Origin of the sequence: Actinomadura pelletieri DSM 43383 (assembly GCF_003634705.1) — a bacterium.
In the GTDB taxonomy this organism is placed as follows: domain Bacteria; phylum Actinomycetota; class Actinomycetes; order Streptosporangiales; family Streptosporangiaceae; genus Spirillospora; species Spirillospora pelletieri.
In genome coordinates, this window is sequence record NZ_RBWU01000006.1 from 376,354 (window position 1) to 399,050 (window position 22,697).

The following is a 22,697-nucleotide window of genomic DNA, read 5'->3' on the forward strand; positions in this document are numbered from 1 at the left end:
TCGGCCGCGTTCATCAGCACGCCGGTGACATGGTTGAGCAGGTCGACGTAGTAGGGGCTCTCGGGAGAGATCTCCGGCAGGGCTCGCCGGATCTGCCGGACGGCATCCCGGGCCAGCTTCCGCCGCCGGCTTTCCCAGCGTCGGGCCCGGTGATGTAGATCAGCGCGGCGGTCGCGAGGATCTCGGGCGGCGGAGGCATGCGCAGACTCGTCAGCATGCACGCTTCCGCGGCGTATTGCACCGCCTTGTGGAGTGCGGCGGCCTCGTCGGAGGCGTCGAACAGGGCGCGGTGGGCGGACGCGAGATCGATCGTGGCCTGGGCCCGTTCCGGGGACCGCCTCCCGTGGCCCTGGTACACGAAGTGGCGCAGTTCCACCCCGCGATGCAGATTCGCCAGACGACTCCACGCCTGCCACGCGGTCATGTGGGCGTCCGCGACGGCGTTGGCCAGCTCCAGCGGGCGGTCCCGCTCTGGCAGAGCGGCAAGGAACGCCTCGCCTGCGGCGACGGCCTCGTCGAGGCGAGCGTTTTGGTCTCCCGCCAGGAAGGCGATCCGCTCCGCGACCAGAACGTGGGTCAGAGCAGCCGGGTACAGGTCGTGGTCGCCGGAAAGGGCCTCGAACGTCGCCCTCGCCAGTTGCCGGAACCGGGTGAGGTCGTCGGACGAACCGGATCGCTGGAACCGGATCAATAACGCCTGCTGGAGCGCGACCTGTCGTGCCGGATCGTCATCGCCGCTCTCGACCGCTGCGGTGTGCGCGTCCACGAGTTGGTCGAGTTCGGCACCCGCCGGCATCGGCCGGGCGCGGGTGAACATTCCGGTGAGCGACGCCGCATCGCTCAAAAACGTCGAAAACCGTCTGGTCATTCGGCACCCTTGCTGTGAAGCCTACGCGCGGCGCCCGGCGAGCAGTAGGGAAACGATGTGATCGGTACGCGGAACGGAGATTCATGACGGAACGCATGATCGCTGAGTTGGCGGTCGAGGCTCATGTGGCTCATGTCGGCGAGCCCGCGCACGACGGGGACGTCACCGTCTTCGTCGACGATGACGGGCGTCCCACCTCGGCGCTCGGCCCGCGCGGGTCACTGGAGATCCTGAGCGTCGAGCCCGGGGCGTCGCTGGACCAGGTCACCGGTCTGCTCGAAGAGACCGATCTGATCGAGCGCGTGCTGGACCGGACCGTCCTGGTCGTCCTGGTGGCCGACGACGGCACGATCACCGGCGTCGTCCCGCCGCGGGTTCTGGCGAGCGCGCTGATCGAAGAGAGCGACGTGCGCTCCGACCCCGAACTGCACGGTCAGGACGACGTGCCGGTCGGAACGTCCGTCGTGTACTGCGAGGAGTGCGGGCATCCCGGACGCTACCGCGAGGTCGAGCCCGGAATAACGCGGTGTGTCCACGGCGACCATCCGGTGCGGCGGAGCTGATTTGGGCGGTCTGGTGGAGGGTGCGGCCGGGCTGCTGAGCAAGCGCCTGGTGGTCACCACGTGGATCCCGTTGTTCGTGTTGTTCAGCGCGCTGGCGGCCTTGGTCGCGGCCGGAGCCGGGTGGGATGCGGTCACCCGGACGTGGGACGCCGTTCCGGCCGACCTTCGGCTACTCGCGGGGTTGGCGCTGCTCGCGACCACCACCCTGCTCGCCCATCTGCTGAACGCGGTGCGACCTCAACTGTTCCGGCTCTACGAGGGGTACTGGCCGGAGCGGCTCGAAAACCGCTACCGGAAGCGGCACGTCCATCGTCATGCGGAGCTGCGACACCTCGAAACGGATCCTTGGCCGGTCTCTTATCCGAGGAGCCAGGACAGGGTGCGCCCGACCCGGCTGGGAAACGTCCTGTGCGCGGCCGAAGAACATCCATGGTTCCAGTACGGGTTGTCGGCGAACGCGATCTGGCCGCGCCTGTACGCCGCGCTGCCCGAACCTTTCGTACGGACGTTCGCGGGGGTCGCCGCCGCCGTGGAACTGATGGTCACGTTGAGCCTGCTGGCGCTCGTGTTCGCCTGCGTCGGGGCCGCGCTGGCGCTCGCCCTGCTGCCCTGGTTCGTCGCGCCTCTGGTCATGCTGTGCGGTGCCGCGATCTCTCGTGTCTGCTACCTCGCCGCCGTGCGCGCGGCCGTCCCCTACGCCAACCAGATCCGTGCGGCCTTCGACGTCCACCGCTGGAAGCTGCTGCAGGCCATCGGGCTGCGATTGCCGACCTCGTACGCCGAGGAGCGCGAGCAATGGCGTCAGTTGCGCAAACTGTGGTTCGGGGCTGGGCCCGACTCCGAACACGAGGGAGCGCTGCGCTACCCCGAAGAAGAGGGGCCCGTCGTCCTGAGCCTGGCGCCGCCCGCCGCGCCTCCTGCTCCGACCCCCGCCCCCGCCCCGACACCGGCACCGGGCGGTCCCGTCCCGTCGCCCGCGCCGTCCGCTCCTCCGGCCGCGGTCCGATCGCCCAGCCTGGCCCGCGATCTCGCGCTCGTCCTCGCCGCCGCCCCGCTGTGCGTCACGGCCGCCGGGGTGGTCCGCGCATTGACCGCGTCCGAGCCGACCGAGACCCGCCGGGCCCTGCCCGCCTACCACCAGCTGAAGGCGGACGACCTCACCGGACCGGACGCGGGACTCGTCAACCGCTACACCCTGGGCTCCGTGAAGGCCGGTGAGCCGCTGACCAAGGACGACCTCGGGCCGCGCCTGCCTCCGAACGCCCTCGCCCAGCGGTCGATCAGCGTCGTCACCCTCGCCCCGGGAAGCGCGGAGCTGGTCCGCCCCGGCGACCACGCGACCCTGCGATGGACACCGGACAAGGACCGGGACGAACCCGTCCGGACGGTGGGCGACGCACTCGTCCTCCGCGTGGGGCCGAAGGATCGCGCGGTCGTCGCCGTTCCCGACGCCCGGCTGGCCGACCTGCCGACACGAACCCCCGTCCAGATCGCCCGATGACGACCGTCAGCGCAGGCGGAAGCCCAGTTGGCGGCCCGCCTCGCGCAGTTCGTCGCGTGCGGAGGGGTGGGCGACGCGGTCGATGAGCTGTTGCGCCTGGGACGCGGCGTCGTGGCCCCAGATCGTCGCGGTGCCCTGTTCACTGACGATGTAGCTGTGCTGGAACGAGGTGACCGGGCCCGCCAGGCGGGGGATGACGGTGGAGACGTCGGCGCGGGGATGCCAGGACGGCAGGGCGATGATGGCGTGGCCGCCGGGGGAGTGCAGGGCGCCGACGACGAAGTCGGTCTGGCCGCCGAAGCCGGAGTAGATGACGCCGCGCACGCGGCTGGCGTTGGCCTGGGCGTACAGGTCGACCTGGAGGGCGGAGTTCACCGAGACCAGGCGGGGGCGGCGGGCGATGAGGTTCGGGTCGTTGGTCTTCTCGGTGCGCAGCATCCGGACGCGTTCGTTGCGGTCGGCCCAGTCGTAGAGTTCGCGGCTGCCGAACGCGAACGATGCGGTGATGGGCGTCGCGGAGTCGAGCGCGCCCGCCTTCTCCAGGGCCAGGACGCCGTCGCTGAACATCTCCGACCACACGGCGAGGCCCCGGCGGCGCAGCAGGGAGGCCAGGACCGCGTCCGGGATGGCGCCGATGCCCAGTTGCAGCGTCGCGTGCTCGGGGACGAGGCGGGCGACCCGTCCGCCGATCTCGCTCGCCGCCTCTCCCGGCGGCCGGACCGCGGGCGATTCGAGGGGCTCGTCGCTCTCGATGGCGTAGTCGATGTCGTCGGTGGCCAGGACGGCGTCACCGTAGGTGTACGGCATCTGGGGGTTCAGTTGGGCGATCACGAGGCCGCCGCGGGCCCGGACGGCCTCGATCGCGGCGGGCAGGACGTTGACCTCGATGCCGAGTGAGACCGTCCCGCCCGCGGGCACGGAGGTCTGCACGACGACGACGTCGGGCGGCAGCCCCGCCTTCAGGAGGTTGGGCACCAGCGACAGCCGGGAGGGGAAGTACCGCAGGTTGGGACGGTCGCGCATGCCCGCTCCGACGAACGGTGTCTCCAGGTCGACGCCGTCCCGGTCGGGCAGGTCGCCCTGGGCGTTCAGCATGAACAGCCGATACTCGGGGAGCGCGCCGTCCACGATGGTCATGAGACGGCGGGGGGTGGCGAAGTTGCCTCCGGCGACCACCCGCGGCCGTCCCGGCAGGCCCGCCAGGATCGCGCTGAGCCGCTCTTCCGAGATCACGCGCATCGGCGTTCCTCCTCGTTCACTTTCCTCACAACGAATACCCCGAGCGTCTCGCACACAACGGACGAAGGTCCCTGCGCGTCCCCGATGGACGGACGGTCCGCCAGAAGTGACCTTCGGCCCTGATCTTGGGGCGGCGCCGTGTGATGCGCTGAGATCAACGAGCGCATGGAGGAATTGTGACGTCGACGAGCGCGAACGGCACCCTGCCGGCCGGTTCCGAATTCGACCTGATCGACGCCTATTGGCGGGCCGCGAACTATCTGTCGGCCGGACAGATCTATCTGCTGGACAATCCGTTGCTGCGGGAGCCGCTGCGGCCCGAGCACATCAAGCCCCGGCTGCTCGGGCACTGGGGCACCTCACCCGGGCTGAACTTCTGCTACGCGCACCTCAACCGGGTGATCAAGGCCCGCGACCTGGACATGATCTACATCATGGGGCCGGGGCACGGCGGCCCCTCGGCGGTCGCGAACGCGTGGCTGGAAGGCACGTACAGCGAGGTCTATCCGCTGGTCTCCCAGGACGCGTCCGGGATGCGACGGCTCTTCCGGCAGTTCTCCTTCCCGGGCGGCGTGCCCAGCCATGTGGCGCCGGAGACGCCCGGGTCGATCCATGAGGGCGGTGAGCTGGGCTATTCGCTGGCGCACGCGTACGGGGCGGCGTTCGACAACCCGGACCTGGTGGTGGCGTGCATCGTCGGCGACGGCGAGGCCGAGACGGGTCCGCTGGCGGCGAGCTGGCACTCCACCAAGTTCACCGACCCGGTACACGACGGAGCGGTGCTGCCGATCCTGCACCTCAACGGCTACAAGATCGCCAACCCGACCGTGCTGGCCCGGATCCCCGAGGACGAGCTGGTCCGGCTGTTCGAGGGGTACGGGCACGCCCCGATCGTGGTGTCGGGGGACGATCCGGCCGTCATGCACGAACAGATGGCGACCGCGCTGGACCGGGCACTGGACGAGATCCGCCGCATCCAACGGGCGGCCAGAGACGAGGGCGCGACCGACCGCCCCCGCTGGCCCATGATCATCCTGCGGACGCCGAAGGGCTGGACGGGCCCGAAGGAGGTCGACGGGCTTCCCGTGGAGGGCACCTGGCGGTCCCATCAGGTGCCGCTCGCGGGCGTCCGGGACAACCCCGCCCACCTCGCGGAGTTGGAGGCGTGGCTGCGCTCCTACGGCCCGGACGAGCTGTTCGACGAGAACGGCCGGCCGGTCGCGACGCTGCGCGACCTGGCACCGGTCGGGGAACGGCGGATGAGCGCCAACCCGCACGCCAACGGCGGGCTGCTGCTGCGCCCGCTGGAACTGCCCGACCCGCGCACGTACGCGGTGCCGACGGACAAGCACGGCACGGGCGTCGCGGAGGCGACCCGCGTGCTCGGCGACTATCTGCGCGACGTCGTGGCGGCCAACCCGCGCACGTTCCGGATCATGGGCCCGGACGAGACCGCGTCCAACCGCCTGGGCGCGGTGTTCGAGGTGACCGACCGGGTCTTCGAGGGCGAGGTCCTCGACACCGACGAGCATCTCGCCCGCGCCGGACGGGTGATGGAGGTGCTGAGCGAGCATTTGTGTCAGGGCTGGCTGGAGGGCTATCTGCTCACCGGGCGGCACGGTCTGTTCAACAGCTACGAGGCGTTCATCCACATCGTGGACGCGATGTTCAACCAGCACGCCAAGTGGCTGAAGGTCACCCGCGACCTGCCATGGCGGCGCCCGATCGCATCCCTGAACTACCTGCTCTCCTCACACGTGTGGCGCCAGGACCACAACGGCTTCACCCACCAGGACCCCGGCTTCCTCGACGTCGTCATGAACAAGAAACCCGAGATCGTCCGCGTGTACCTGCCACCGGACGCCAACACCCTCCTGTCCGTCGGCGACCACTGCCTCCGGTCCCAGGACAACGTGAACGTGATCGTCGCCGGGAAGCAGCCCGCGCCGGTCTGGCTGCCGATGGACGAGGCCGTCGCGCATTGCACCCGGGGCATCGGGATCTGGGAATGGGCGTCCACGGACGGTGACGCCGAACCCGACGTCGTTCTCGCCTGCGCGGGCGACATCCCCACCCTGGAGACCCTGGCCGCGGTCGATCTCCTGCGGGGGTTCTTCCCCGAACTGCGGGTCCGGGTCGTGAACGTGGTCGATCTGATGCGGCTGCAGCCGGTCGAGGAGCACCCGCACGGGCTGTCCGACACCGAGTTCGACGCGCTGTTCACCACCGACAAGCCCGTCATCTTCGCCTTCCACGGCTACCCGTACCTGATCCACCGGCTCACCTACCGCCGCGCAGGACACCCGAACCTGCACGTCCGCGGCTACAAGGAGGAAGGCACCACCACGACCCCCTTCGACATGGTCATGCTCAACGACCTGGACCGCTTCCACCTGGTCATGGACGTCATCGACCGCGTCCCCACCCTCGGCGGACGCGTCGCCCACATCCGCCAACGCATGGCCGACGAACGCCTCCGCCTACGCGCCCACACCCGCGAACACGGCGAAGACGCACCCGAAATCAGCGACTGGACCTGGCCGTACTGAGCCGATGCGGATCCTCACCGTGAATCCCGGCTCCAGCAGCGTCAAGTTCAGCCTGGTGGAGGCCGATGACACCGTCCGCTCACACGTCGAGATGCCCACCGGCGGCGCGGACCGGGTGGCCGAACGCGTGCTGGCGTCCGTGGCGCGGCTGCCGCGCCCGGACGCGGTCGGCATCCGCTTCGTCCACGGCGGACGCGACTTCACCCGACCCGTGCTGATCGACGACGACGTCACCGAACGGCTGCGCGGGCTGACCGGACTGGCGCCGCTGCACCAGCCGCTGTCGCTGTACGCGCTGGGCGAGGTCCGCCGGGCGTTCCCCGACGTCCCGGCCGTGGCGTGCTTCGACACCGCGTTCCACGCCACCCTTCCCGAGGCCGCCGCGACGTACGCGCTGCCCGCCGAATGGCGGGAGAAGCTCGGCATCCGCCGGTACGGCTTCCACGGACTGTCCCACTCCTACGCGGCCCGCCGGGCGGGGGAACTCCTGGACGCCGACCCCGCCGACCCCGCCGGTCCCGCCGACCACGGCGGCCTTCGGCTGGTGGTGTGCCATCTGGGGGCGGGCGCCTCGCTGTCGGCGGTGGCCGGCGGCCGGTCGGTCGACACCACGATGGGCTTCACGCCGCTCGACGGGCTGGTCATGGCGACCCGGGCGGGCGGCATCGACCCGGGCATCCCGATGTGGCTGCTGGCGCACGGCGTCCCCGCCGATGAGATCCGCGACGCGCTGGAACACCGCTCCGGGCTGAGCGCACTGGCCGGAACCGGCGACATGCGGGCACTGCGGTCCCGCGCCGCCGACGGGGACGAGGCGGCGGTGTCCGCGTTGGCGGTCTACCACCACCGGTTGCGCGGCTGCGCCGCCGCGATGACCGCCGCGCTGGGCGGGCTGGACGCGCTGGTGTTCACCGGCGGTGTCGGCGAGCACGATCTCGATGTTCGCCGGCGCCTGGTCGACGGTCTAGCCTATCTGGGCGCCCGGATCGACCCGGAGCGCAATGCCGCCGTCCACGGCGACACGGTGATCAGCCCGCCGGACGCGGCGGTCGCGACGGTCGTCGTCACGTCCCGCGAAGACCTGGAGATAGCCGCGGGAACCCGCTCGGTGATGGGCGGCTGAGAAAGGGACTCGGCCTGAGAAAGGGACACGGCCCGGGACCGCTCGTGCGGTCCCGGCCCGTGGGCTTGGGCGTGCCGGTGGACTCGATCACGATCTCGGCTCCCACCGCATCCCGGTCGAGGTCGGCCGGGTCGCGGTGCGAGGTGGGCGGGAACACGCCGCCCATCGATGATCAGCGCGGCTCCGTCGTGCTCCACCGTCCGGCCGAGCCGCCCGTGGGTCGAGTCGTATTTCAGCAGGTGAGCCAGCGTGGCGGTGTCGGTGATGTCGTTGACGGCGGCGATCTCCTGCCCGCGCTCCAGGGCCAGACGCACGTAGTTTCGACCGATGCGGCCCAGTCCGTTGATCCCTATCCGGGTGGCCTCTCGTCTCCCTCATGGTGGTGCGGTGCGGACGCTTCCAGGCTCCGTCGGGCGGGAGAACGGCACCAGGGACCTTGGTCGCGACCACCCGTACCGCACTGCACGTCGACGGGGGACCTTCGTCCCTGATGCGGCCGGTGGCGCTGAGGTTCACTGGAGGTGAGTGGGGGAAGCCTGGGTGAACGGCACGGAGAACGGGAGCCCGCGCACCCGTGCAGCGAGTGACGTCGCACAAGCGGCGCCGGACTTCCCCCACTCTCCGGAGCCGATCTTCAAGCGCCGGACCCGACCACGGGCCCCGGCGCCGAGGAGTGGGGGGAGGCCTGGCGATGGTCGCGCCGCAGAGAGCCCAACGGTCGCACGTCCTGCTCGGATACGACGGGACCGGGGACGCCGCCTTGCGCTGGGCGGTGGAGGAGACGCGGCTTCGCGGGCTCGACCTGACCATCTGCCACTGCTGGCACTGGCCGTATCCGGAGGGGCACGAGGACCCCCGCGTCAAGGCGGCGCTCCAGCGGGCCGGAGAGAACCTCCTGCGCCAGGGCGTCCGCCAGGCCGGTGACCTGGGGGCACCGGGGAAGGTGCACGGGCTGCTCAGACGAGGGCCGGTGAGCGACACGCTGGTCCGCGAGTCCGGCGACGCGGAACTGATCGTGGTCGGCTCCCATGAACGGCGCCAGGTGCCCGCCGGATCGACGGCGGTGCGGCTGCCCGCGTGCACGCATCGTCCCGTCGTCGTGGTCCGGCGGTACGGCCGGCCGCGGGGGCTCGTCGTCGTCGGCGTTGACGGGTCCGAGAGCGCGGACGCGGCCCTCGGCTTCGCGATCGAGGAGGCCGCGTTGCGCGAGAGCGATCTGCGCGTGGTCTACGCGGCGTGGGAACCCGGTGTCGTGCCCGACTGGGAACTGCCCCTCTTCACCGACAGGAAGAAGCTCTACCGGGCACGGGCCGCCGAACTCGACGAACTCGTCCGGCCATGGACCGAGCGTTATCCGAAGGTTCCCGTGGAGGTCTCGTTGCTGTTGGAGCGTCCCAGGGAAGTGCTGCTGGACGCGGCGGACGGCGCCGACCTGCTGGTCGTCGGAGATCGCGGCGTCGCCGGCGTCGACCCGCTGCTGCTGGGCGCGACCAGCTCGGCGATGCTGCACCACGCTCCCTGCACCGTCGCGGTCGTCCCTCCCCGCGATGCCGCTCCCCGCGCCGCCTGACCGGCGGTCCCCGGGCCCTTAGGGCCGAAGGTCCCTCGAACGGCGGACCCACGCCTCTGAACCCCGCGTCCGCGTAGGGCGAGGCTGGAAGCCCAGGAGGTGACGAGATGGACGGACGAGAGGTCCTGGTCGGATTCGACGCATCACCGGCCGCCGAACACGCGTTGCGTTGGGCCGCGGTCGAGGCGTCCCTGCGGGGCGTTCCCCTGCGGGTCTGTCACGCGTGGAACTGGCCGTATCCGCGACGTCCCGCGGACGACGACGCGAAACGGGTCGTCCGCGGCATGGGGGCGCTGACCCTGGACGACGGCGTACGGCTCGCCCGCGAGACCGTCCCCGGCCTCGACGTACGGTCGGTGCTGCTCGACGGGACGCCCTCGGCCGCGCTGCTGACCGCGTCGACGGACGCGGCGCTGATCGTGGTCGGCGCCCGTGGGGCGGGTGGATTCGACAAGCTCCCCCTCGGATCGGCGGCCGTGCACGTCCCGGCGCACGCGGACCGTCCGGTGGTGGTCGTGCCCGCCCACGCGGGCCCGGCGCGGGCGAAGCGGATCGTCGTCGGGATCGACGGCTCCCCGGCCGGCGTGGCCGCGCTGCGGTTCGCGCTCGCGGAAGCGCGCCTGCTCGGCGCCGTGGTCACGCTGGTGTGCGCGTGGTGGGACCCGGGCGCGCTGCCCGGCCCCGACCGGCTTCCGTTCACCGACCCGCAGGCCGTCAGGGAACAGGCCAAGGCGCGGTTCACCAGCGCCGTCGGGCCGTGCCTGGTCGATTACCCCGATGTCGCGGTCGAGGAGCGGTTCGTGCGGGAGCGCGCCGCGCGCGTCCTGGCCGACAGCGCCCGCGACGCGATGCTGCTGGTGGTGGGCGACCGCGGGATCGGTTCGTCCCCAGCCACTTTGCTCGGCGCGGTGACCCGGGCCGTGCTGCACGAGTTGCCGTGCCCGGTCGCAGTCGTCCATGAACGCGACCCGAACCCCGAGGAGTCGTCATGATGCGGGTGCTGGTGGCCTACGCCTCCGAACGCGGCGGAACCGCCGAGATCGCCGACTGGATCGGCGCCGCGCTCCGGGAGGCGGGGCTGGACGCCGATGTCCGCCCGGCCGGCGAGGTCGCGGCGCTGGACGGATACGACGCCGCCGTCATCGGCGGTGCCTTGTACGCGGGGCGCTGGCATCGGGAGGCGCGGCATTTCGTCCGCCATCACGCCGACGCGCTGGCGCACCGGCCGGTGTGGCTGTTCAGCAGCGGGCCGCTGGACCACACCGCCGAGGAGAAGCAGATCGCGCCCGCACCCGGCGTCGCCAAGATCGCCCGGCGGCTCCACGCCCACGGGCATGCCACCTTCGGTGGACGCCTGTCCCCCGACGCCCACGGCTTCCTGGCCTCCAGGATCGCCAAGCGGGCGAGCGGCGACTTCCGCGACCACGACCAGGTCGCCGAATGGGCCGCCGGCATCGCCCGGGAACTCAGGGGAGCCACAAAGACCGGACACGGCCGCAGCAAGATCGACTAAGGAGCGACGACATGCGAGCACTGGTGTACCACGGCCCCGGGAACAGGGCGTGGGAGGAGGTCACCAAGCCGGAGATCATCGAGGACGGTGACGCGGTCATCCGGGTCGACGCGGTGACGATCTGCGGCACCGACCTGCACATTCTCAAGGGCGACGTGCCGGCGGTGACCGATGGGCGGATCCTCGGCCACGAGGCGGTCGGCACCGTCGAGTCCGTCGGTCCGGGCGTGCGGACGGTCAAGCCCGGCGACCGGGTCCTGGTCTCGTGCATCACCGCCTGCGGGACGTGCCGGTTCTGCCGTGCGGGCCGCTACGGGCAGTGCCTGGGCGGCGGAGGCTGGATCCTCGGCCACAAGATCGACGGGACCCAGGCCGAGTATGTGCGGGTGCCGTTCGCCGACACCTCCGTCCACCCGTTGCCCGAGGGCGTGCCCGCACAGGACGTGCTGATGCTGGCCGACATCCTGCCGACCGGTTACGAGGTCGGCGCGCTGAACGGCGCCGTCCGGCCGGGTGACGTCGTGGCGGTCGTCGGCGCGGGCCCGATCGGCCTCGCGGCGATCATGGGCGCGCGGTTGTTCAGCCCGAGCCGCATCGTCGCGATCGACCTGGCCGACAGCCGGCTGGAGGCGGCCAAGGCCTTCGGCGCCGACGTCACGGTCAACAACTCCCGCCAGGACCCGCTCGCCGCCGTCCGCGACCTGACCGAGGGGCTCGGCGCGGACGTGACGATCGAGGCCGTCGGCGTCCCGGAGGCGTTCGAGCTGACCGTCGCCCTCGCCCGTCCGGGCGGACGGATCGCCAACATCGGCGTGCACGGCGCCCCCGCGACACTGCACCTGGAAGAGCAGTGGATCCGTGACATCACCATCACCACGGGCCTGGTGGACACCTTCTCCACGCCGACCCTGCTCCGCCTGGTGGCCGGGGGGCAGCTCGACGCCGGACGGTTCATCACCCACAACTTCACGCTGGACGAGTTCCCGAAGGCGTACGACGTCTTCGCCGACGCCGCCCACACCGGCGCGCTCAAGGTCGTCCTGACCCGCTGAACCGGAACCGCGAAGCCTCGGCCGTTTCCGCGACGGCCGAGGCTTCGAAGGTGGGCGACCGGCTCCTACTCGCGCCTCTCCTTGGTGGAATCGGTCTTGAGTTTGGCGGCGAGGGCGGCGGCCTGGGTGCGGCGGCTCATTCCGAGCTTGGCGAAGATGTTGGAGATGTAGTTCTTGACGGTCTTCTCGGCCAGGAAGAGCCGCTCGCCGATCTGCCGGTTGGTCAGCCCCTCGCCGATCAGCTCCAGGATGTGACGCTCCTGCTCGGTCAGGCCCTGAAGGGGGTCCTTCTTCTTCTCCTGGCGGGTACGGATGCGTTCGAGCATGCGGGCCGTGCTCCGGGGGTCGAGGAGCGACTGGCCGGTCGCGACGGTGCGGACGGCGCCGACGAGGTCCGAGCCGTGGATCTGCTTGAGGACGTAGCCCGCCGCCCCGGCCATGACGGCCTCGAACAGGGCGTCCTCGTCGTCGAACGAGGTGAGCATGAGGCAGGCCAGCTCCGGCATCTGGGAGCGGATCTCACGGCAGACGCTCACCCCGTCGCCGTCGGGGAGGCGGACGTCCAGGACGGCGACGTCCGGCCGGGCGGCGGGAATCCGCGCCAGCGCCTCCGCCGCCGTGCCGGCCTCGCCGACGATCTCGATGTCGTCCTCGGCGGACAGCAGTGCCGCGACGCCGCGCCGGACGACCTCGTGATCGTCCATCAGGAAGACCCGGATGGTCCGTGGGCTCTCTTCGGCTTGACCGGTCATGGCAGATCGTTCCCTCGGCTCGGCGGTGACGTGGACGACGTTACCCAGCGACCGGCGAACGGTCACAGGGACCAACGTCCCCGCCCCGGCCGCGCCGGACACCAACGGACGGCCCCTGCCGCCGGGGACCTTCGACCCTGCCGCAGGTCAGGGCGCGAATGGTGGGCTGGAGGGGTGACCAAGGGGGAGTGATGATGCCTTCGAAGAGCAGGGACGTCGTGACCGACGTCGTCCGCCGCGCCGTGGAGGACGCCGTCTGGGCGCCGTCGGTGCACAACACCCAGCCGTGGCGCTTCGGGGTCAGCGGCACACGGATCAGCCTGCGCGCCGACCCGGACCGCCGGCTGGACGTCGCGGACCCGGACGGCCGCGAGATGCTGATCAGCTGCGGGGCCGCGCTGTACAACCTGCGGCTCTCGCTGCGCGTGCAGGCGTTCGAGCCCGTCGTGCGGCTGCTGCCCGACCCGGACCGGCCGCATCTGCTCGCCGACGTCCACCTGGAACCGCTGCGGGAGCGGGCGGGCGACGTGGCGGAACGCGAGTACGCGCAGATCCGGCGGCGCCGCAGCCACCGCGGCGGGTTCCGGCCCGACCCGGTCGCCGCCGGAGTCCTGACGTCGCTGCGGCATGCCGCCGAGCAGGAGGGCGGCCGGCTCGTCCAGGCCGTCGACGCCAACGTCAAGGGCGCCTTGGCGGCGTTGACCGCCGCCGCCGAACACGTGCAGCGACGCACGTCCGCGTACGCGACGGAGATCGCCCGCTGGGCCCCGGCACCGGCCACGGCCCGCAAGGACGGCGTCCAGCAGGGCGCCTACCCCCGGCAGACCCCGCGCACCGAGCCGCACTTCCCCGCCCGCGACTTCGCCCGCGGCCAGGGCTGGGGCGTCGAACCCTCCACCGACGACGGGACGGTCCTCGCCGGAGCCGTGGTCCTGCTGGTCACGGCCGACGACACGCCCGCCGCCTGGCTGGACGCCGGGCAGGCGCTGCAGCGCGTGCTGCTGCGGGCCGCCGAACACGACCTGGCCGCCGCGTACCACACGCAGGCCCTGCAGGTTCCGGAGCTGCGCGCGTTCGTCCGGACCCGCTTCTGCGGCGACGCGTACCCGCAGATGCTGCTGCGCCTCGGCGTCCCGGACAAGGAGGACCTGACCACCGTCCGCCGCCCCGTCGACGAGGTCCTCACCGAGGAGAACTGACCGGAAAGGCTCGCGCCACCCCCGCCGCCGTAATGGCCGCGGGGGTGGCGCTACGCCATTTCGGCGCCATTCCATCGTGGGACGTTCAGCTCTGCGAAACCACCGTGACACGGGGACCTTGGTCCCGATGCGCAGGTCCTAACGGACCTACAGCGCCGAATCCCCAGACGGTTGAGTGAGTAGTGAGGAAATCAGCGATGCGATGGAAGGTGAGAGGCGATGGCAGTCTCCGAGCACAAGAGCCGTACCGGGCGCAGCACCCTGATCCAGGTGGTGACCCCCAAGCCGCTGACCGAGTCCCCGGCGGCCCGCTACGTCTGGGCGGTGGCACGGTTCGCGGTGGGCTGGGTGTTCGTCTGGGCGTTTCTGGACAAGCTGTTCGGGCTGGGCCACGAGACCCCCGCCGCCAAGGCGTGGATCGACGGCGGCAGCCCCACCGAGGGATTCCTCGCGAACGCCCCGAAGGGCCCGTTCGCCGGCTTCTACCACGACATCGCCGGAGCGGCCTGGGCCGACTGGCTGTTCATGATCGGCCTGGGGGCCATCGGCGCCGCGCTCATCCTCGGCATCGGCATGCGGATCGCCGCCGTGACCGGCGCGGCCCTGCTGGTGATGATGTGGACCGCGGTCCTGCCCCCCGAGAACAACCCTTTCATGGACGACCACCTGATCTACGCGATCCTCCTCGTCGGCCTCGCCCTGGTCAGCGCCGGCGACACCCTCGGCCTCGGCCGCTGGTGGGGCGATACCCGCCTCGTCAAGCGCCTCCCCCTCCTCAAGTAATCCCCTCCGAAACCCTGAAGGGCGCCCACCGAGGTGGGCGCCCTTCAGGCATGTCGGCCGGGGGATGTCGGCCGGGGGATGTCAGTCGGGGGAGAGGAACGGGCGGCGGGCCCACAGGACGTCGGTGCCGTACGGCCGGACGGCGTTGAGGGCCTGTTCGACCGCGTCGCCCAACTCCCCGTCGGTGGCGATGGTCGCCGCTTCGGGCCACGGTGCCGCCTGCGCGCGCATGGCGGCGGCGACCTCCGGGTCGGCGTCGGACGGGCCACGCGTTCGGGTGCGGATCCGGTCGGCGGTGAGCGCCTCGGGGGCCTCGCAGCGCAGGGACGTCAGATGCGCGTGTTCTCGTTCGGCCGTCGCCGCGAGAAGGTCACGGGGTTCCTTGGACGTCCACGAGGCGTCCAGGATGACCGTCTCGCCCATGCCGAGCAGGCGAGCGGCGCGGTCGGCGAGTTCGCCGTAGGTACGGCGGTTCCACTCGGGGGTGTAGATGCCGGCGCCGTAGGGGGCGGCGCCGGAGTCGAGTGGAGCGAGCCCGGCCAGTTCCTTGCGGACACGGTCGCTGCTGAGCAGCGAGCAGCCGAGCCGGTCGGCCAGCGCCCCGGCCAGCGACGACTTCCCGGTACCGGGAAGTCCGCCCACCAGGATCACCCCGACGCGTCCGGCGCGCAGGTGGCGGAGCGCGATGGCGCTGTAGGCGCGCGCGTCGGCGGCCGCGGACGGATCGCCCTGGGCGTGCCGCAGGCAGGCGACCTTCGCGCGGACGAACGCCCGGTAGGCGACATAGTGGTGGCGCAGCGAGGGCGGCGCCGGATCGGCGGCGAACTCGGCGTACCAGTTGACGAACCGTTCGGCGAGGGCCGGGGCGTCGAGCCGTTCCAGGTCCATGGCCAGGAACGAGGCGTCGTCGAGCCCGTCCAGGCTGCGCAGCTTCTCGTCGAACTCCAGGCAGTCCAGGACTCGCGGGCCGTCGTCCAGGCAGAAGACGTCGCCGGTGAGCAGGTCGCCGTGCCCGTCGACGACACGACCGTCGGCGATGCGCGCGTCGAACAACGGCTCGCGACCGGCGAGGAACTCGGTGACGAGCTCCTCGATCTCGGTGGCCGTCGCCGCGTCGATGACATCACCGTGGAAGGGACGGACCTGCTCGAAACCGTCGTTCCAGCGGCCCTGGAGAGCGTCACGGGTGCCCTGGGCGGAGATCTCGGCCCCGCGGGGCGCCCGCGCGTGCCAGGCCGCCAGAATCCGCGCGACGTCGCGCAGCGCGTCCTCGACGGGCGCACCGGCCCGAACCAGGGTGGCCAGGCGCCGGTCGGCGGGCATCCGCCGCATGACGACCAGATGGTCGCAGACCTCGCCGTCGGGCCCGTGAACGTCGGCGACGCCCAGGTAGACGTCGGGCGCGAAACGGCGATTGAGCCGGACTTCCTCATGGCAGGCCCGTTCGCGCGACTCGCGTGTACTGAAGTCGAGAAAGCCCAGATTCACCGGCTTCTTAACCTTGTAGGCGCGGTCCGCGGTGAAGAAGACGGTGCCGATATGGGTCTCGCTGACGGCGGCGCTGTCCATGGACTCATCCTCTCGGATATGTCGCTCCCGTCATCAGCCGACCTGGGACGCGGCGGTGTGGTCGGCGCAGACCAGGAGGGCGCAGCGCGCGTGTTCGCGCACGACCGGGACGGTGTCGCCGCCGAGCGGATTGCCGTACTCGGAGTGCGCTCGGGCACCGACGACCAGCAGCTCGGCGTGCTCCGCCGCGTCCGCGAGCGCCCTGCCGGGTGTGCCGTGGACGATCCGGAGCCGGGTGCCGAGGTGCTGGGCGCGCGGGATCGTGTGCGCCACGAGACGGCGGAGTCTCAGCCACTCCCGCGCGGTCGGCAGCAGGCGGATTCCGGTCGCGCCGTCGGTTTCCAGGACGCGGACGACGTCCAGCCGCGCGTGGCGTTCGACGGCCTCCCGCGCGGCACGCCGCAACGCGGCCATGGAGTTGGGGGAGCCGTCCACCCCCACGACGACGGAACGGTGCTCGGGCATGATCCTCATCGCTGTCCTCCCTTGTCATCTCCACCGTCGCAGGCGCGGCGGCCACGGAGCAGTGCCGAGCGTCCTGACGGGGTGGGACCTTCGGCTCTTACCTGCGCAAACCCCCGCGAGGGACGCTGGAGACGGACCAAGGAGATCGGAACGCGGGAGGTGGCCCGATGGGTGAGATGACAGTCATCCACCGTGAGAACAGCGAGTTCGCCGTGCTCGTCCGGGACCATGTCGTTTACCTGGACCAGCCGTACTCCGCGGGCGGCATGGACGGCGGACCCACACCGGTCGAGCTGTTCGTGGCGTCGCTGGCCGCCTGCGCGGCCCACTACGCGCGGCGGTACCTGCAGTGGCGTGGCCTTCCCGCGGACGGGTTGGAGGTCACCGCCGACTACGCCATGAGCGCGGGCACTCCGGCGAGGGTGTCCAGGATCGGGCTGCGGCTGCGTCCCCCCATCTCCCTGGCCGATGGCGACGCCGAAGAGATGCGAAGGGCGGCGGAGGGCTGCACGGTCCACAACACCCTGGTGGACCCGCCGCGGATCGGCCTGGAGGTCGTCACCGAGGCGAGGGCCGCCGAACCGGCCGCCTGAACCCGCCGGCGGAGGTCCCGGGGCGAAAGGCCGTTCGGCCCTGCCACGGGAACATCGCCGGGCGGTGTGATGGAACCCAGGAGCACATGCGGGCTCGGAGACCATGAGGGGAGTGAGGCGGATGAGCGTTGTGACCGGGGCGGATCTGGCCCGCGAAACGTTCCTGGGCGGCATGAGAACCGCCGACCTGACCAGGCTGGCCAAGGCGGCCCGGTTCGTCGACGTCCCGGCGGGACGGCGCATCTTCAACGAGTCCGACCCGGCGGAACGGTTCTGGATCATCCGGGACGGGACCGTGGCCGTGGACCTGCACATCCCCGGACGCGGTTCCGTCGTCATCGACACCTTCGGCCCCGGCACCGTCCTGGGCTGGTCATGGCTGTTCCACCCCTACCGGTGGCGGCTCGGAGGAGTCGCCGCGACACCGCTCCAGACGATCGAGTTCGACGGACGCCTGGTCCGGATGTTCTGCGCGGTTGACCCGTCGCTGGGCTTCGAGCTGACACGCCGCTTCGCCGAACTCGTCGTGGAACGGCTTGAGGCGACCCAGAAACGGCTACTGGAACTCTCCCACGTACAACTGGTGAACGACGCGTCCCTGTCCTAGGTCTTCTCCGTCCCAGGACAGGGACGTCCACCCGTCCACCACACGTCCACACCTTGCTCCACACGTTCACGACCGGGCCGCGGCGGTAGGCGAGACCTACCGCCGCGGCCCTCTTACTCGCCCCCCAGCTTCGGGGTCAGTCCTCGTAGGGGCGGACGACCGCGACCGGGGCGAGGGCGTGGTGGATCAGGCCGTGGCTGACCGAGCCGAGCGGGATGGAACGGCCCCGGGAGCCGACGACGACCAGGGCGGCCTTCGCGGAGGCGGAGGTCAGTTTGTCCGCCGGGTGGCCGATGACGACGTCCTCGGTGAGCTTGACGTCGGGGTACCGGTCCCGCCAAGGGGCCAGGACGGAACTCATACGGGTACGGAGGATGTCGGTGACCAGCCGCGACTCCACCCGCGTCTCGATGGCGAGCACCGGGGGATACCAGGCGTGCAGGGCGCGCAACGGGGCCCCGCGGGCCGCAGCGGTGGCGAACGCGTAGTCGAGCGCCGGGGTCGGGTCCTCGGTCAGGTCCAGGCCGACCACGACCTCGTCCGCCGTGGGATCCTGTTGGTCGCGGACGACGATGACCGGGCCGGGGCAGTGCCCGGCGAGGCGCAGGCCGGTGGAGCCGAGCAGCAGGCCGGCGAAACCTCCCCGCCCGCGATGGCCGATCACCACCGCCGAGGCCTCGTCGGCGTACTGCCGCAGCCCGGCCTGCACGTTCTTCTGGCGGATGAGCATGGTCTCGACGGTGAGGTCGGGCTGCCGCTCGTGGGCGATGGCCTTCCCGTTGCGGAGGACCTGGTCGCCGGACTCGGCGAGGGCCTCGGCGATGCCGTCGGTGGTGTGCCCCGGGACGTCCAGGGTCGTCGTCTCCACGACGTGCAGGATGCGCAGGGTCTGCCCGGTCCGGGCGGCCTCGTCGGCGGCCCAGGCGATGGCGCGGTCAGAGGGTGTGGAGCCGTCGGCTCCGACGATGACGGTCGCTCGTTGGGTGGACATGTCGTTCCTCCTGGACGGTCAGTGCGGGCGGATGTGCGTCAGGGGCGGCAGCAGGAGCAGCTCGTGTGCTCGCCGTGCCGTCGCAGCGGTGTCGCCGTCGTCAGGTGGGTCCAGCGGAGTTCCCTCCAGGGCCGCGGCGAGCAACCGGGTCGCCTCGGTGAGCGCGGCGACCTGCCGCTCCAGCGTCGCGACACGGTGCTCCAGGGCCAGATCGGAGTGACCAGGAGTCGTGATCTGCCTCGCCATCGCGAAGCTCCTTCCGGGTCGGCGTGCCGTCCGGTGGCGGCCCACGGTGCCGATTCCAGCGTCGTCCTCGGCCCGGGCGGGGCCGTAGGGACCTTCGTCCCCTGGTCACCGCCGTACGGCCCGCGTCGCCGCGATCATGCGCGAGAGGGTCGAAGGTCCCTCATTCCGCGGACCGACGCCCCTCTCGGGGTAGGGCCTTCGCAGGTCAGGGTGAAGGTGACCGAACAGCGACTCGCGAGGGGTGGGAGACATGAACACTGAGCCGATCACGGGTGTGGTCGTCGGCTATGACGGCTCGGAGGGCAGTGTTCGGGCCGTGGACTGGGCCGCCGACGAGGCTCGGGCCCGGGGCGTCCCGTTGAGCGTCCTGCACGCGTGGGGCGTCTACCATGGCGGCCCGGTCGCCGTGCCCGTCCTCGACCTGCAGGAGATCGCGGAGGAAACCCTGAACGGCGCCCTGGAGCATGTCCGGAAGGTGGCGCCCGACCTGAAGGTGCGGGCGGTGCTGAGGCGCTGGCCGGCGCCCGCCAGCCTGATCGAGGCGAGCAGGACCGCGGATCTGCTCGTCCTGGGCCCGCGCGGCCTCGGCGGATTCGCCGGGCTGGTGCTCGGTTCGGTGGGCGCGCAGGTGGCCGCGCACGCCGCGTGCCCGGTCATCATCGTCCGCGGCGCCCCGGAGCAGGGGGCCGGACGCGTCGTGGTCGGGGTGGACGGTTCGGCGGCATCGCGGGCGGCGCTCTCGATGGGCTTCGCCGAGGCCGACGCGCGCGGACTGTCGCTGAGCGCGGTCGTCGCCTGGGATCAGGAGCCCGCCAAGGGGCTGCCGCCGTTGGTGGACGAGACGGGCCTGCGCGAGGCGACCAGGACCGCCCTCGCGCGGCTGATGATCCCGCTGCGCGAACTCCATCCCGGGGTGGACGTGCAGACCGAGGTCGTGATCGGGTCTCCGCGGGAGGTCCTGATCGCCGCGTCGGAGGGCGCGAACCTGCTGGTCGTCGGCTCGCGAGGGCTCGGCGGCTTCCGGGGCCTGGTGCTGGGGTCGGTCAGCCATGCGCTGGTCCACCACGCGCCCTGCCCGGTGGCGGTCGTCCACGCACCCGACAAGAACGACACCGCCTGACTCAGCGGGTGGTCTCGTCGTGGACGTCGGCCAGGACGAAGTAGTTCTCCTCCTCCTGGGCGAAGTGCAGGCGCAGGACGCCGTACAGTTCCAGGACCGTCCGACGCAGGTCGTCCGCGGGCTCGACGGACGCGGGGTTCGTCTCCAGTTCGGTGATGAGCGCCTCGACGCGCCGGGTCAGCTCGGCGATCTGCGTGTGCCCGCGACTCATCGGTCCGGTCGGGTCGGAACCGCCCAGAACTCGCGCGACGGCGGGATAGAGCAGCCGTTCGTCCTTGCGTTCGTGGGCGGCCAGGTCGGTGAGGAACGCCCTGAGCGTGTCGGTCGCCGCGTCCCGGTCCTGGCCGGGGGACGCGGCGATCGTGTCGGCCAGGGCCGGCAACCGTTCGATCCGCGGCCACAGCGCCCGGTGTTCCTCGTCCAGCCGCCGCACGAGGTCGGCCTCGTCGCCGTGCAGCCGCGGGGCACGGTCGCGTCCCGGGCCGAGCACCCGCAGCGCGGACAGGATCGCGGCCACGTCGATGCCCTCCTGGAGCAGCGCGCCCGCCGCCGGGGCCAACAGGCCGAACGCCGCCGCGACCATCGCCGCCAGGGACGCGCCCATGCCCACCAGCACGCTCTGCAGGGCCACCGACCGGGTGCGCCGCGCGATCGCCAGCGTCTCGGCCAGCCGCTCCAACCGGTCCACCGTGATCACCACATCGGCCGCCTCCGAGGAGGCCGTGGCGCCGCGGGCGCCGAGCGCGACGCCGACACCGGCGGACGCCAGCGCGGGCGCGTCGTTGACGCCGTCGCCGACCATCACCGTCGCCGCGCGGGCGCTCTCGGCCCGGGCGACCTCGACCTTCCCTGCGGGGGTCAGCCCGGAGTGGACGGCGTCGGCGCCGACGAGCGCGGCGATCGGCTCGGCGACGTCCGCGCGGTCACCGGTCACCATGACCGTCCGCGCGATGCCCGTGCGGCGCAGCAGCCGGAACGTCCGGGCCGCGTCCGGGCGGACGCGGTCCTGGAGCAGCAGCACGGCCGCGATCCGCCCGTCCACGCCGACGAACACGGTGATCGCGCCGCGTGCGGCGGCCCGACCGCGGACCCGGTCCAGCCAGGCGGCGTCGGCGTCTCCGGCCCAGCTCGCCTTGCCGACGCCGACCCGATGACCGTGGACGGTCCCGAGCACGCCCCTCCCCGGGGTCTCGGTCACGTCGGACGGCTCGGCCAGCGCCAGCCCACGCTCGGTGGCGCCGCGCACGATCGCCGAGGCCAGCACGTGCGGGGAGACCTGGTCGAGCGAGGCCGCGAGCATCAGCGGGTCGGTGCCGGGCTCCGGCTCGGCGGTGATGACCTCGGTGAGCGCGGGACGTCCGGTGGTGACGGTGCCGGTCTTGTCGAACAACAGCACGCGGGCACGGGCGAGACGCTCCAGCGCGCCGCCGCCCTTGACCACCACGCCGCGGCGGGCGCAGCGCGACAGGCCGGAGACGAACGCGATCGGCGCCGCGATGATCAGCGGGCAGGGGGTGGCGACCACCAGCACCGCGACGGCCCGCACCGGATCCCCGGAGGCGAGCCACGCGCCCCCGGCCAGCAGCAGGGTGAGCGGAAGGAAGATCGCCGAATACCGGTCGGCGAGCCGGACGAACGGCGCGTTCTCGGCGGCGGCCTCCTCCGCCAGCCGGACGATCCCCGCATAGGTGCTGGACCGGGCGTCGCTGGTCGCGCGCAGCCCGAACGGCCCGCCGGCGTTGACCGTCCCGGCGCGGGCCGTGTCCCCGGCGGGACGCTCCACCGGCAGCGGCTCCCCGGTCAGCGTCGACTCGTCCAGGACGGCGGTCCCGGCCTCGACCTGGCCGTCCACCGGCACGGTCTCCCCGGACCGGACCATGAGCCGGTCGCCGGGCCGCACCTCACCGACGTCGACGGTGTCCAGCCCGGCGCGGGTCTGGCGGTGCGCGACGCGGGGCGCGAGCGACAGCAGCGCGGCGAGGTCACGGCGGGCGCGCCGTCCCGCGCGTTCCTCCAGCAGTTGGCCGCCGGTGAGCATCACGGCGATCACGGCACCGGCGAGCGCCTCGCCGACGGCGATGGTCCCGGCCAGGGCCAGCACCGCGATCACATCGCTGCCGAATCTCCGCCGCACCAGGCCCGCCACGACCCACCAGACGGCCGGGACGAGCGCGATCACCGTCACCAGCGACCAGACGGCGTCACCGGCCTCCGTGCCGACCGTCCAGCGCAGCACGGCCCCGGCCGCCAGTCCCGTGCCGGTCACGGCGAAGAGCAGGTCGTGTCCGTGCCGCGTGAGCGTGCCGCGTACGTTCATCTCGCCCCTCTCCGAAGACTTCGGGCCCTTTCACGCTCGACGGTCATGACTTGGGTACCCAGCGGCGAATGGGACGC

21 protein-coding genes and 1 pseudogene are annotated in these 22,697 nt (G+C 72.0%); 13 read left to right on the forward strand and 9 right to left on the reverse strand.

Annotated elements, in window-relative coordinates:
- Positions 1 to 13: 13 nt before the first annotated feature.
- Entirely contained in the window at positions 14 to 868 is an 855-nt protein-coding gene (locus tag BZB76_RS26975; protein ID WP_147449561.1) for a hypothetical protein, read from the reverse strand.
- Between the two features lie 83 nt (positions 869 to 951).
- Here BZB76_RS26975 and BZB76_RS26980 point away from each other — a divergent pair, with 83 nt between their 5' ends.
- Positions 952 to 1,431, forward strand: coding sequence for a hypothetical protein (locus tag BZB76_RS26980; protein ID WP_121437221.1), 480 nt, complete (start codon positions 952 to 954; stop codon positions 1,429 to 1,431).
- Between the two features lies 1 nt (position 1,432).
- Positions 1,433 to 2,932, forward strand: coding sequence for a CpaB family protein (locus BZB76_RS34965; RefSeq protein WP_170180742.1), 1,500 nt, complete (start codon positions 1,433 to 1,435; stop codon positions 2,930 to 2,932).
- 6 nt (positions 2,933 to 2,938) lie between these two features.
- On the opposite strand, the gene BZB76_RS27000 is transcribed toward BZB76_RS34965, so the two are convergent.
- Positions 2,939 to 4,171, reverse strand: coding sequence for an acetyl-CoA hydrolase/transferase family protein (locus BZB76_RS27000; RefSeq protein WP_121437225.1), 1,233 nt, complete (start codon positions 4,169 to 4,171; stop codon positions 2,939 to 2,941).
- Positions 4,172 to 4,347: 176 nt separating this feature from the next.
- Here BZB76_RS27000 and BZB76_RS27005 point away from each other — a divergent pair, with 176 nt between their 5' ends.
- Together BZB76_RS27005 and BZB76_RS27010 are read left to right on the forward strand one after the other, a co-directional pair.
- Positions 4,348 to 6,720: a phosphoketolase family protein gene (locus BZB76_RS27005; protein ID WP_246007229.1), complete on the forward strand. Its 2,373-nt coding sequence runs from the start codon at positions 4,348 to 4,350 to the stop codon at positions 6,718 to 6,720.
- 4 nt (positions 6,721 to 6,724) lie between these two features.
- On the forward strand, positions 6,725 to 7,843 hold the full coding sequence (locus tag BZB76_RS27010) for an acetate/propionate family kinase (RefSeq protein ID WP_121437226.1): 1,119 nt from the start codon (positions 6,725 to 6,727) through the stop codon (positions 7,841 to 7,843).
- 155 nt (positions 7,844 to 7,998) lie between these two features.
- On the opposite strand, the pseudogene BZB76_RS36470 reads toward BZB76_RS27010, so the two are convergent.
- Positions 7,999 to 8,196 (reverse strand): annotated as a pseudogene (locus BZB76_RS36470) (glyceraldehyde 3-phosphate dehydrogenase NAD-binding domain-containing protein); the annotation flags it as partial.
- 338 nt (positions 8,197 to 8,534) lie between these two features.
- Here BZB76_RS36470 and BZB76_RS27020 point away from each other — a divergent pair.
- From BZB76_RS27020 to BZB76_RS27035, 4 genes are all read left to right on the forward strand, one after another.
- Positions 8,535 to 9,413 (forward strand): universal stress protein, encoded by an 879-nt coding sequence (locus BZB76_RS27020; protein ID WP_121437227.1) that lies wholly within the window; start codon positions 8,535 to 8,537, stop codon positions 9,411 to 9,413.
- Between the two features lie 107 nt (positions 9,414 to 9,520).
- On the forward strand, positions 9,521 to 10,405 hold the full coding sequence (locus BZB76_RS27025; protein ID WP_121437228.1) for a universal stress protein: 885 nt from the start codon (positions 9,521 to 9,523) through the stop codon (positions 10,403 to 10,405).
- Positions 10,402 to 10,926 (forward strand): flavodoxin domain-containing protein, encoded by a 525-nt coding sequence (locus tag BZB76_RS27030; protein ID WP_211343209.1) that lies wholly within the window; start codon positions 10,402 to 10,404, stop codon positions 10,924 to 10,926. The genes BZB76_RS27025 and BZB76_RS27030 overlap by 4 nt, the downstream gene beginning before the upstream one ends.
- Positions 10,927 to 10,937: 11 nt before the next feature.
- Complete coding sequence (locus BZB76_RS27035; RefSeq protein WP_121437230.1) at positions 10,938 to 11,978, forward strand: zinc-dependent alcohol dehydrogenase family protein; 1,041 nt, start codon at positions 10,938 to 10,940, stop codon at positions 11,976 to 11,978.
- A gap of 65 nt (positions 11,979 to 12,043) precedes the next feature.
- Here the strand turns inward: BZB76_RS27035 and BZB76_RS27040 are convergent, their stop codons facing one another.
- The gene (locus BZB76_RS27040; protein WP_121437231.1) at positions 12,044 to 12,730 is read right to left on the reverse strand and encodes a response regulator transcription factor; all 687 of its coding nucleotides are present in this window, start codon (positions 12,728 to 12,730) and stop codon (positions 12,044 to 12,046) included.
- 191 nt (positions 12,731 to 12,921) lie between these two features.
- Between BZB76_RS27040 and BZB76_RS27045 the strand changes: the two genes are divergently transcribed.
- Together BZB76_RS27045 and BZB76_RS27050 are read left to right on the forward strand one after the other, a co-directional pair.
- Positions 12,922 to 13,929 (forward strand): Acg family FMN-binding oxidoreductase, encoded by a 1,008-nt coding sequence (locus BZB76_RS27045; RefSeq protein WP_246007230.1) that lies wholly within the window; start codon positions 12,922 to 12,924, stop codon positions 13,927 to 13,929.
- A 219-nt stretch (positions 13,930 to 14,148) separates the two neighbouring features.
- The gene (locus BZB76_RS27050) at positions 14,149 to 14,712 is read left to right on the forward strand and encodes a DoxX family membrane protein (RefSeq protein WP_121437232.1); all 564 of its coding nucleotides are present in this window, start codon (positions 14,149 to 14,151) and stop codon (positions 14,710 to 14,712) included.
- 81 nt (positions 14,713 to 14,793) lie between these two features.
- Here the strand turns inward: BZB76_RS27050 and BZB76_RS27055 are convergent, their stop codons facing one another.
- Both BZB76_RS27055 and BZB76_RS27060 read right to left on the reverse strand, forming a co-directional pair.
- Entirely contained in the window at positions 14,794 to 16,281 is a 1,488-nt protein-coding gene (locus BZB76_RS27055; protein ID WP_121437233.1) for a bifunctional aminoglycoside phosphotransferase/ATP-binding protein, read from the reverse strand.
- Positions 16,282 to 16,314: 33 nt separating this feature from the next.
- Positions 16,315 to 16,755 (reverse strand): universal stress protein, encoded by a 441-nt coding sequence (locus tag BZB76_RS27060; protein ID WP_121437234.1) that lies wholly within the window; start codon positions 16,753 to 16,755, stop codon positions 16,315 to 16,317.
- Between the two features lie 158 nt (positions 16,756 to 16,913).
- Here BZB76_RS27060 and BZB76_RS27065 point away from each other — a divergent pair, with 158 nt between their 5' ends.
- Both BZB76_RS27065 and BZB76_RS27070 read left to right on the forward strand, forming a co-directional pair.
- The gene (locus BZB76_RS27065) at positions 16,914 to 17,339 is read left to right on the forward strand and encodes an OsmC family protein (protein ID WP_121437235.1); all 426 of its coding nucleotides are present in this window, start codon (positions 16,914 to 16,916) and stop codon (positions 17,337 to 17,339) included.
- Between the two features lie 121 nt (positions 17,340 to 17,460).
- Positions 17,461 to 17,946: a Crp/Fnr family transcriptional regulator gene (locus tag BZB76_RS27070; protein WP_211343210.1), complete on the forward strand. Its 486-nt coding sequence runs from the start codon at positions 17,461 to 17,463 to the stop codon at positions 17,944 to 17,946.
- Positions 17,947 to 18,082: 136 nt separating this feature from the next.
- On the opposite strand, the gene BZB76_RS27075 is transcribed toward BZB76_RS27070, so the two are convergent.
- Together BZB76_RS27075 and BZB76_RS27080 are read right to left on the reverse strand one after the other, a co-directional pair.
- A complete protein-coding gene (locus BZB76_RS27075) occupies positions 18,083 to 18,937 on the reverse strand; it encodes a universal stress protein (protein WP_121437236.1) in 855 nt (284 codons plus the stop codon).
- Between the two features lie 18 nt (positions 18,938 to 18,955).
- Positions 18,956 to 19,183, reverse strand: a complete 228-nt coding sequence (locus BZB76_RS27080) for a hypothetical protein (RefSeq protein ID WP_121437237.1) — start codon at positions 19,181 to 19,183, stop codon at positions 18,956 to 18,958.
- A 250-nt stretch (positions 19,184 to 19,433) separates the two neighbouring features.
- On the opposite strand from BZB76_RS27080, the gene BZB76_RS27085 reads away from it, so the two are divergent.
- A complete protein-coding gene (locus BZB76_RS27085) occupies positions 19,434 to 20,303 on the forward strand; it encodes a universal stress protein (protein WP_121437238.1) in 870 nt (289 codons plus the stop codon).
- Position 20,304: 1 nt separating this feature from the next.
- Here BZB76_RS27085 and BZB76_RS27090 read toward each other — a convergent pair whose 3' ends face one another.
- The gene (locus tag BZB76_RS27090) at positions 20,305 to 22,620 is read right to left on the reverse strand and encodes a heavy metal translocating P-type ATPase (protein WP_121437239.1); all 2,316 of its coding nucleotides are present in this window, start codon (positions 22,618 to 22,620) and stop codon (positions 20,305 to 20,307) included.
- Positions 22,621 to 22,697: the final 77 nt, after the last annotated feature.

What these genes read in the sequence shown, in the direction of transcription:
- BZB76_RS26975 (WP_147449561.1), bottom strand. Translation starts at nt 868, where the DNA reads ATGACCAGACGGTTTTCGACGTTTTTGAGCGATGCGGCGTCGCTCACC.
- BZB76_RS26980 (WP_121437221.1), top strand. Translation starts at nt 952, where the DNA reads ATGACGGAACGCATGATCGCTGAGTTGGCGGTCGAGGCTCATGTGGCT.
- BZB76_RS27000 (WP_121437225.1), bottom strand. Translation starts at nt 4,171, where the DNA reads ATGCGCGTGATCTCGGAAGAGCGGCTCAGCGCGATCCTGGCGGGCCTG.
- BZB76_RS27010 (WP_121437226.1), top strand. Translation starts at nt 6,725, where the DNA reads ATGCGGATCCTCACCGTGAATCCCGGCTCCAGCAGCGTCAAGTTCAGC.
- BZB76_RS27020 (WP_121437227.1), top strand. Translation starts at nt 8,535, where the DNA reads ATGGTCGCGCCGCAGAGAGCCCAACGGTCGCACGTCCTGCTCGGATAC.
- BZB76_RS27025 (WP_121437228.1), top strand. Translation starts at nt 9,521, where the DNA reads ATGGACGGACGAGAGGTCCTGGTCGGATTCGACGCATCACCGGCCGCC.
- BZB76_RS27030 (WP_211343209.1), top strand. Translation starts at nt 10,402, where the DNA reads ATGATGCGGGTGCTGGTGGCCTACGCCTCCGAACGCGGCGGAACCGCC.
- BZB76_RS27035 (WP_121437230.1), top strand. Translation starts at nt 10,938, where the DNA reads ATGCGAGCACTGGTGTACCACGGCCCCGGGAACAGGGCGTGGGAGGAG.
- BZB76_RS27040 (WP_121437231.1), bottom strand. Translation starts at nt 12,730, where the DNA reads ATGACCGGTCAAGCCGAAGAGAGCCCACGGACCATCCGGGTCTTCCTG.
- BZB76_RS27045 (WP_246007230.1), top strand. Translation starts at nt 12,922, where the DNA reads ATGATGCCTTCGAAGAGCAGGGACGTCGTGACCGACGTCGTCCGCCGC.
- BZB76_RS27050 (WP_121437232.1), top strand. Translation starts at nt 14,149, where the DNA reads ATGGCAGTCTCCGAGCACAAGAGCCGTACCGGGCGCAGCACCCTGATC.
- BZB76_RS27055 (WP_121437233.1), bottom strand. Translation starts at nt 16,281, where the DNA reads ATGGACAGCGCCGCCGTCAGCGAGACCCATATCGGCACCGTCTTCTTC.
- BZB76_RS27060 (WP_121437234.1), bottom strand. Translation starts at nt 16,755, where the DNA reads ATGAGGATCATGCCCGAGCACCGTTCCGTCGTCGTGGGGGTGGACGGC.
- BZB76_RS27065 (WP_121437235.1), top strand. Translation starts at nt 16,914, where the DNA reads ATGGGTGAGATGACAGTCATCCACCGTGAGAACAGCGAGTTCGCCGTG.
- BZB76_RS27070 (WP_211343210.1), top strand. Translation starts at nt 17,461, where the DNA reads ATGAGCGTTGTGACCGGGGCGGATCTGGCCCGCGAAACGTTCCTGGGC.
- BZB76_RS27075 (WP_121437236.1), bottom strand. Translation starts at nt 18,937, where the DNA reads ATGTCCACCCAACGAGCGACCGTCATCGTCGGAGCCGACGGCTCCACA.
- BZB76_RS27080 (WP_121437237.1), bottom strand. Translation starts at nt 19,183, where the DNA reads ATGGCGAGGCAGATCACGACTCCTGGTCACTCCGATCTGGCCCTGGAG.
- BZB76_RS27085 (WP_121437238.1), top strand. Translation starts at nt 19,434, where the DNA reads ATGAACACTGAGCCGATCACGGGTGTGGTCGTCGGCTATGACGGCTCG.
- BZB76_RS27090 (WP_121437239.1), bottom strand. Translation starts at nt 22,620, where the DNA reads ATGAACGTACGCGGCACGCTCACGCGGCACGGACACGACCTGCTCTTC.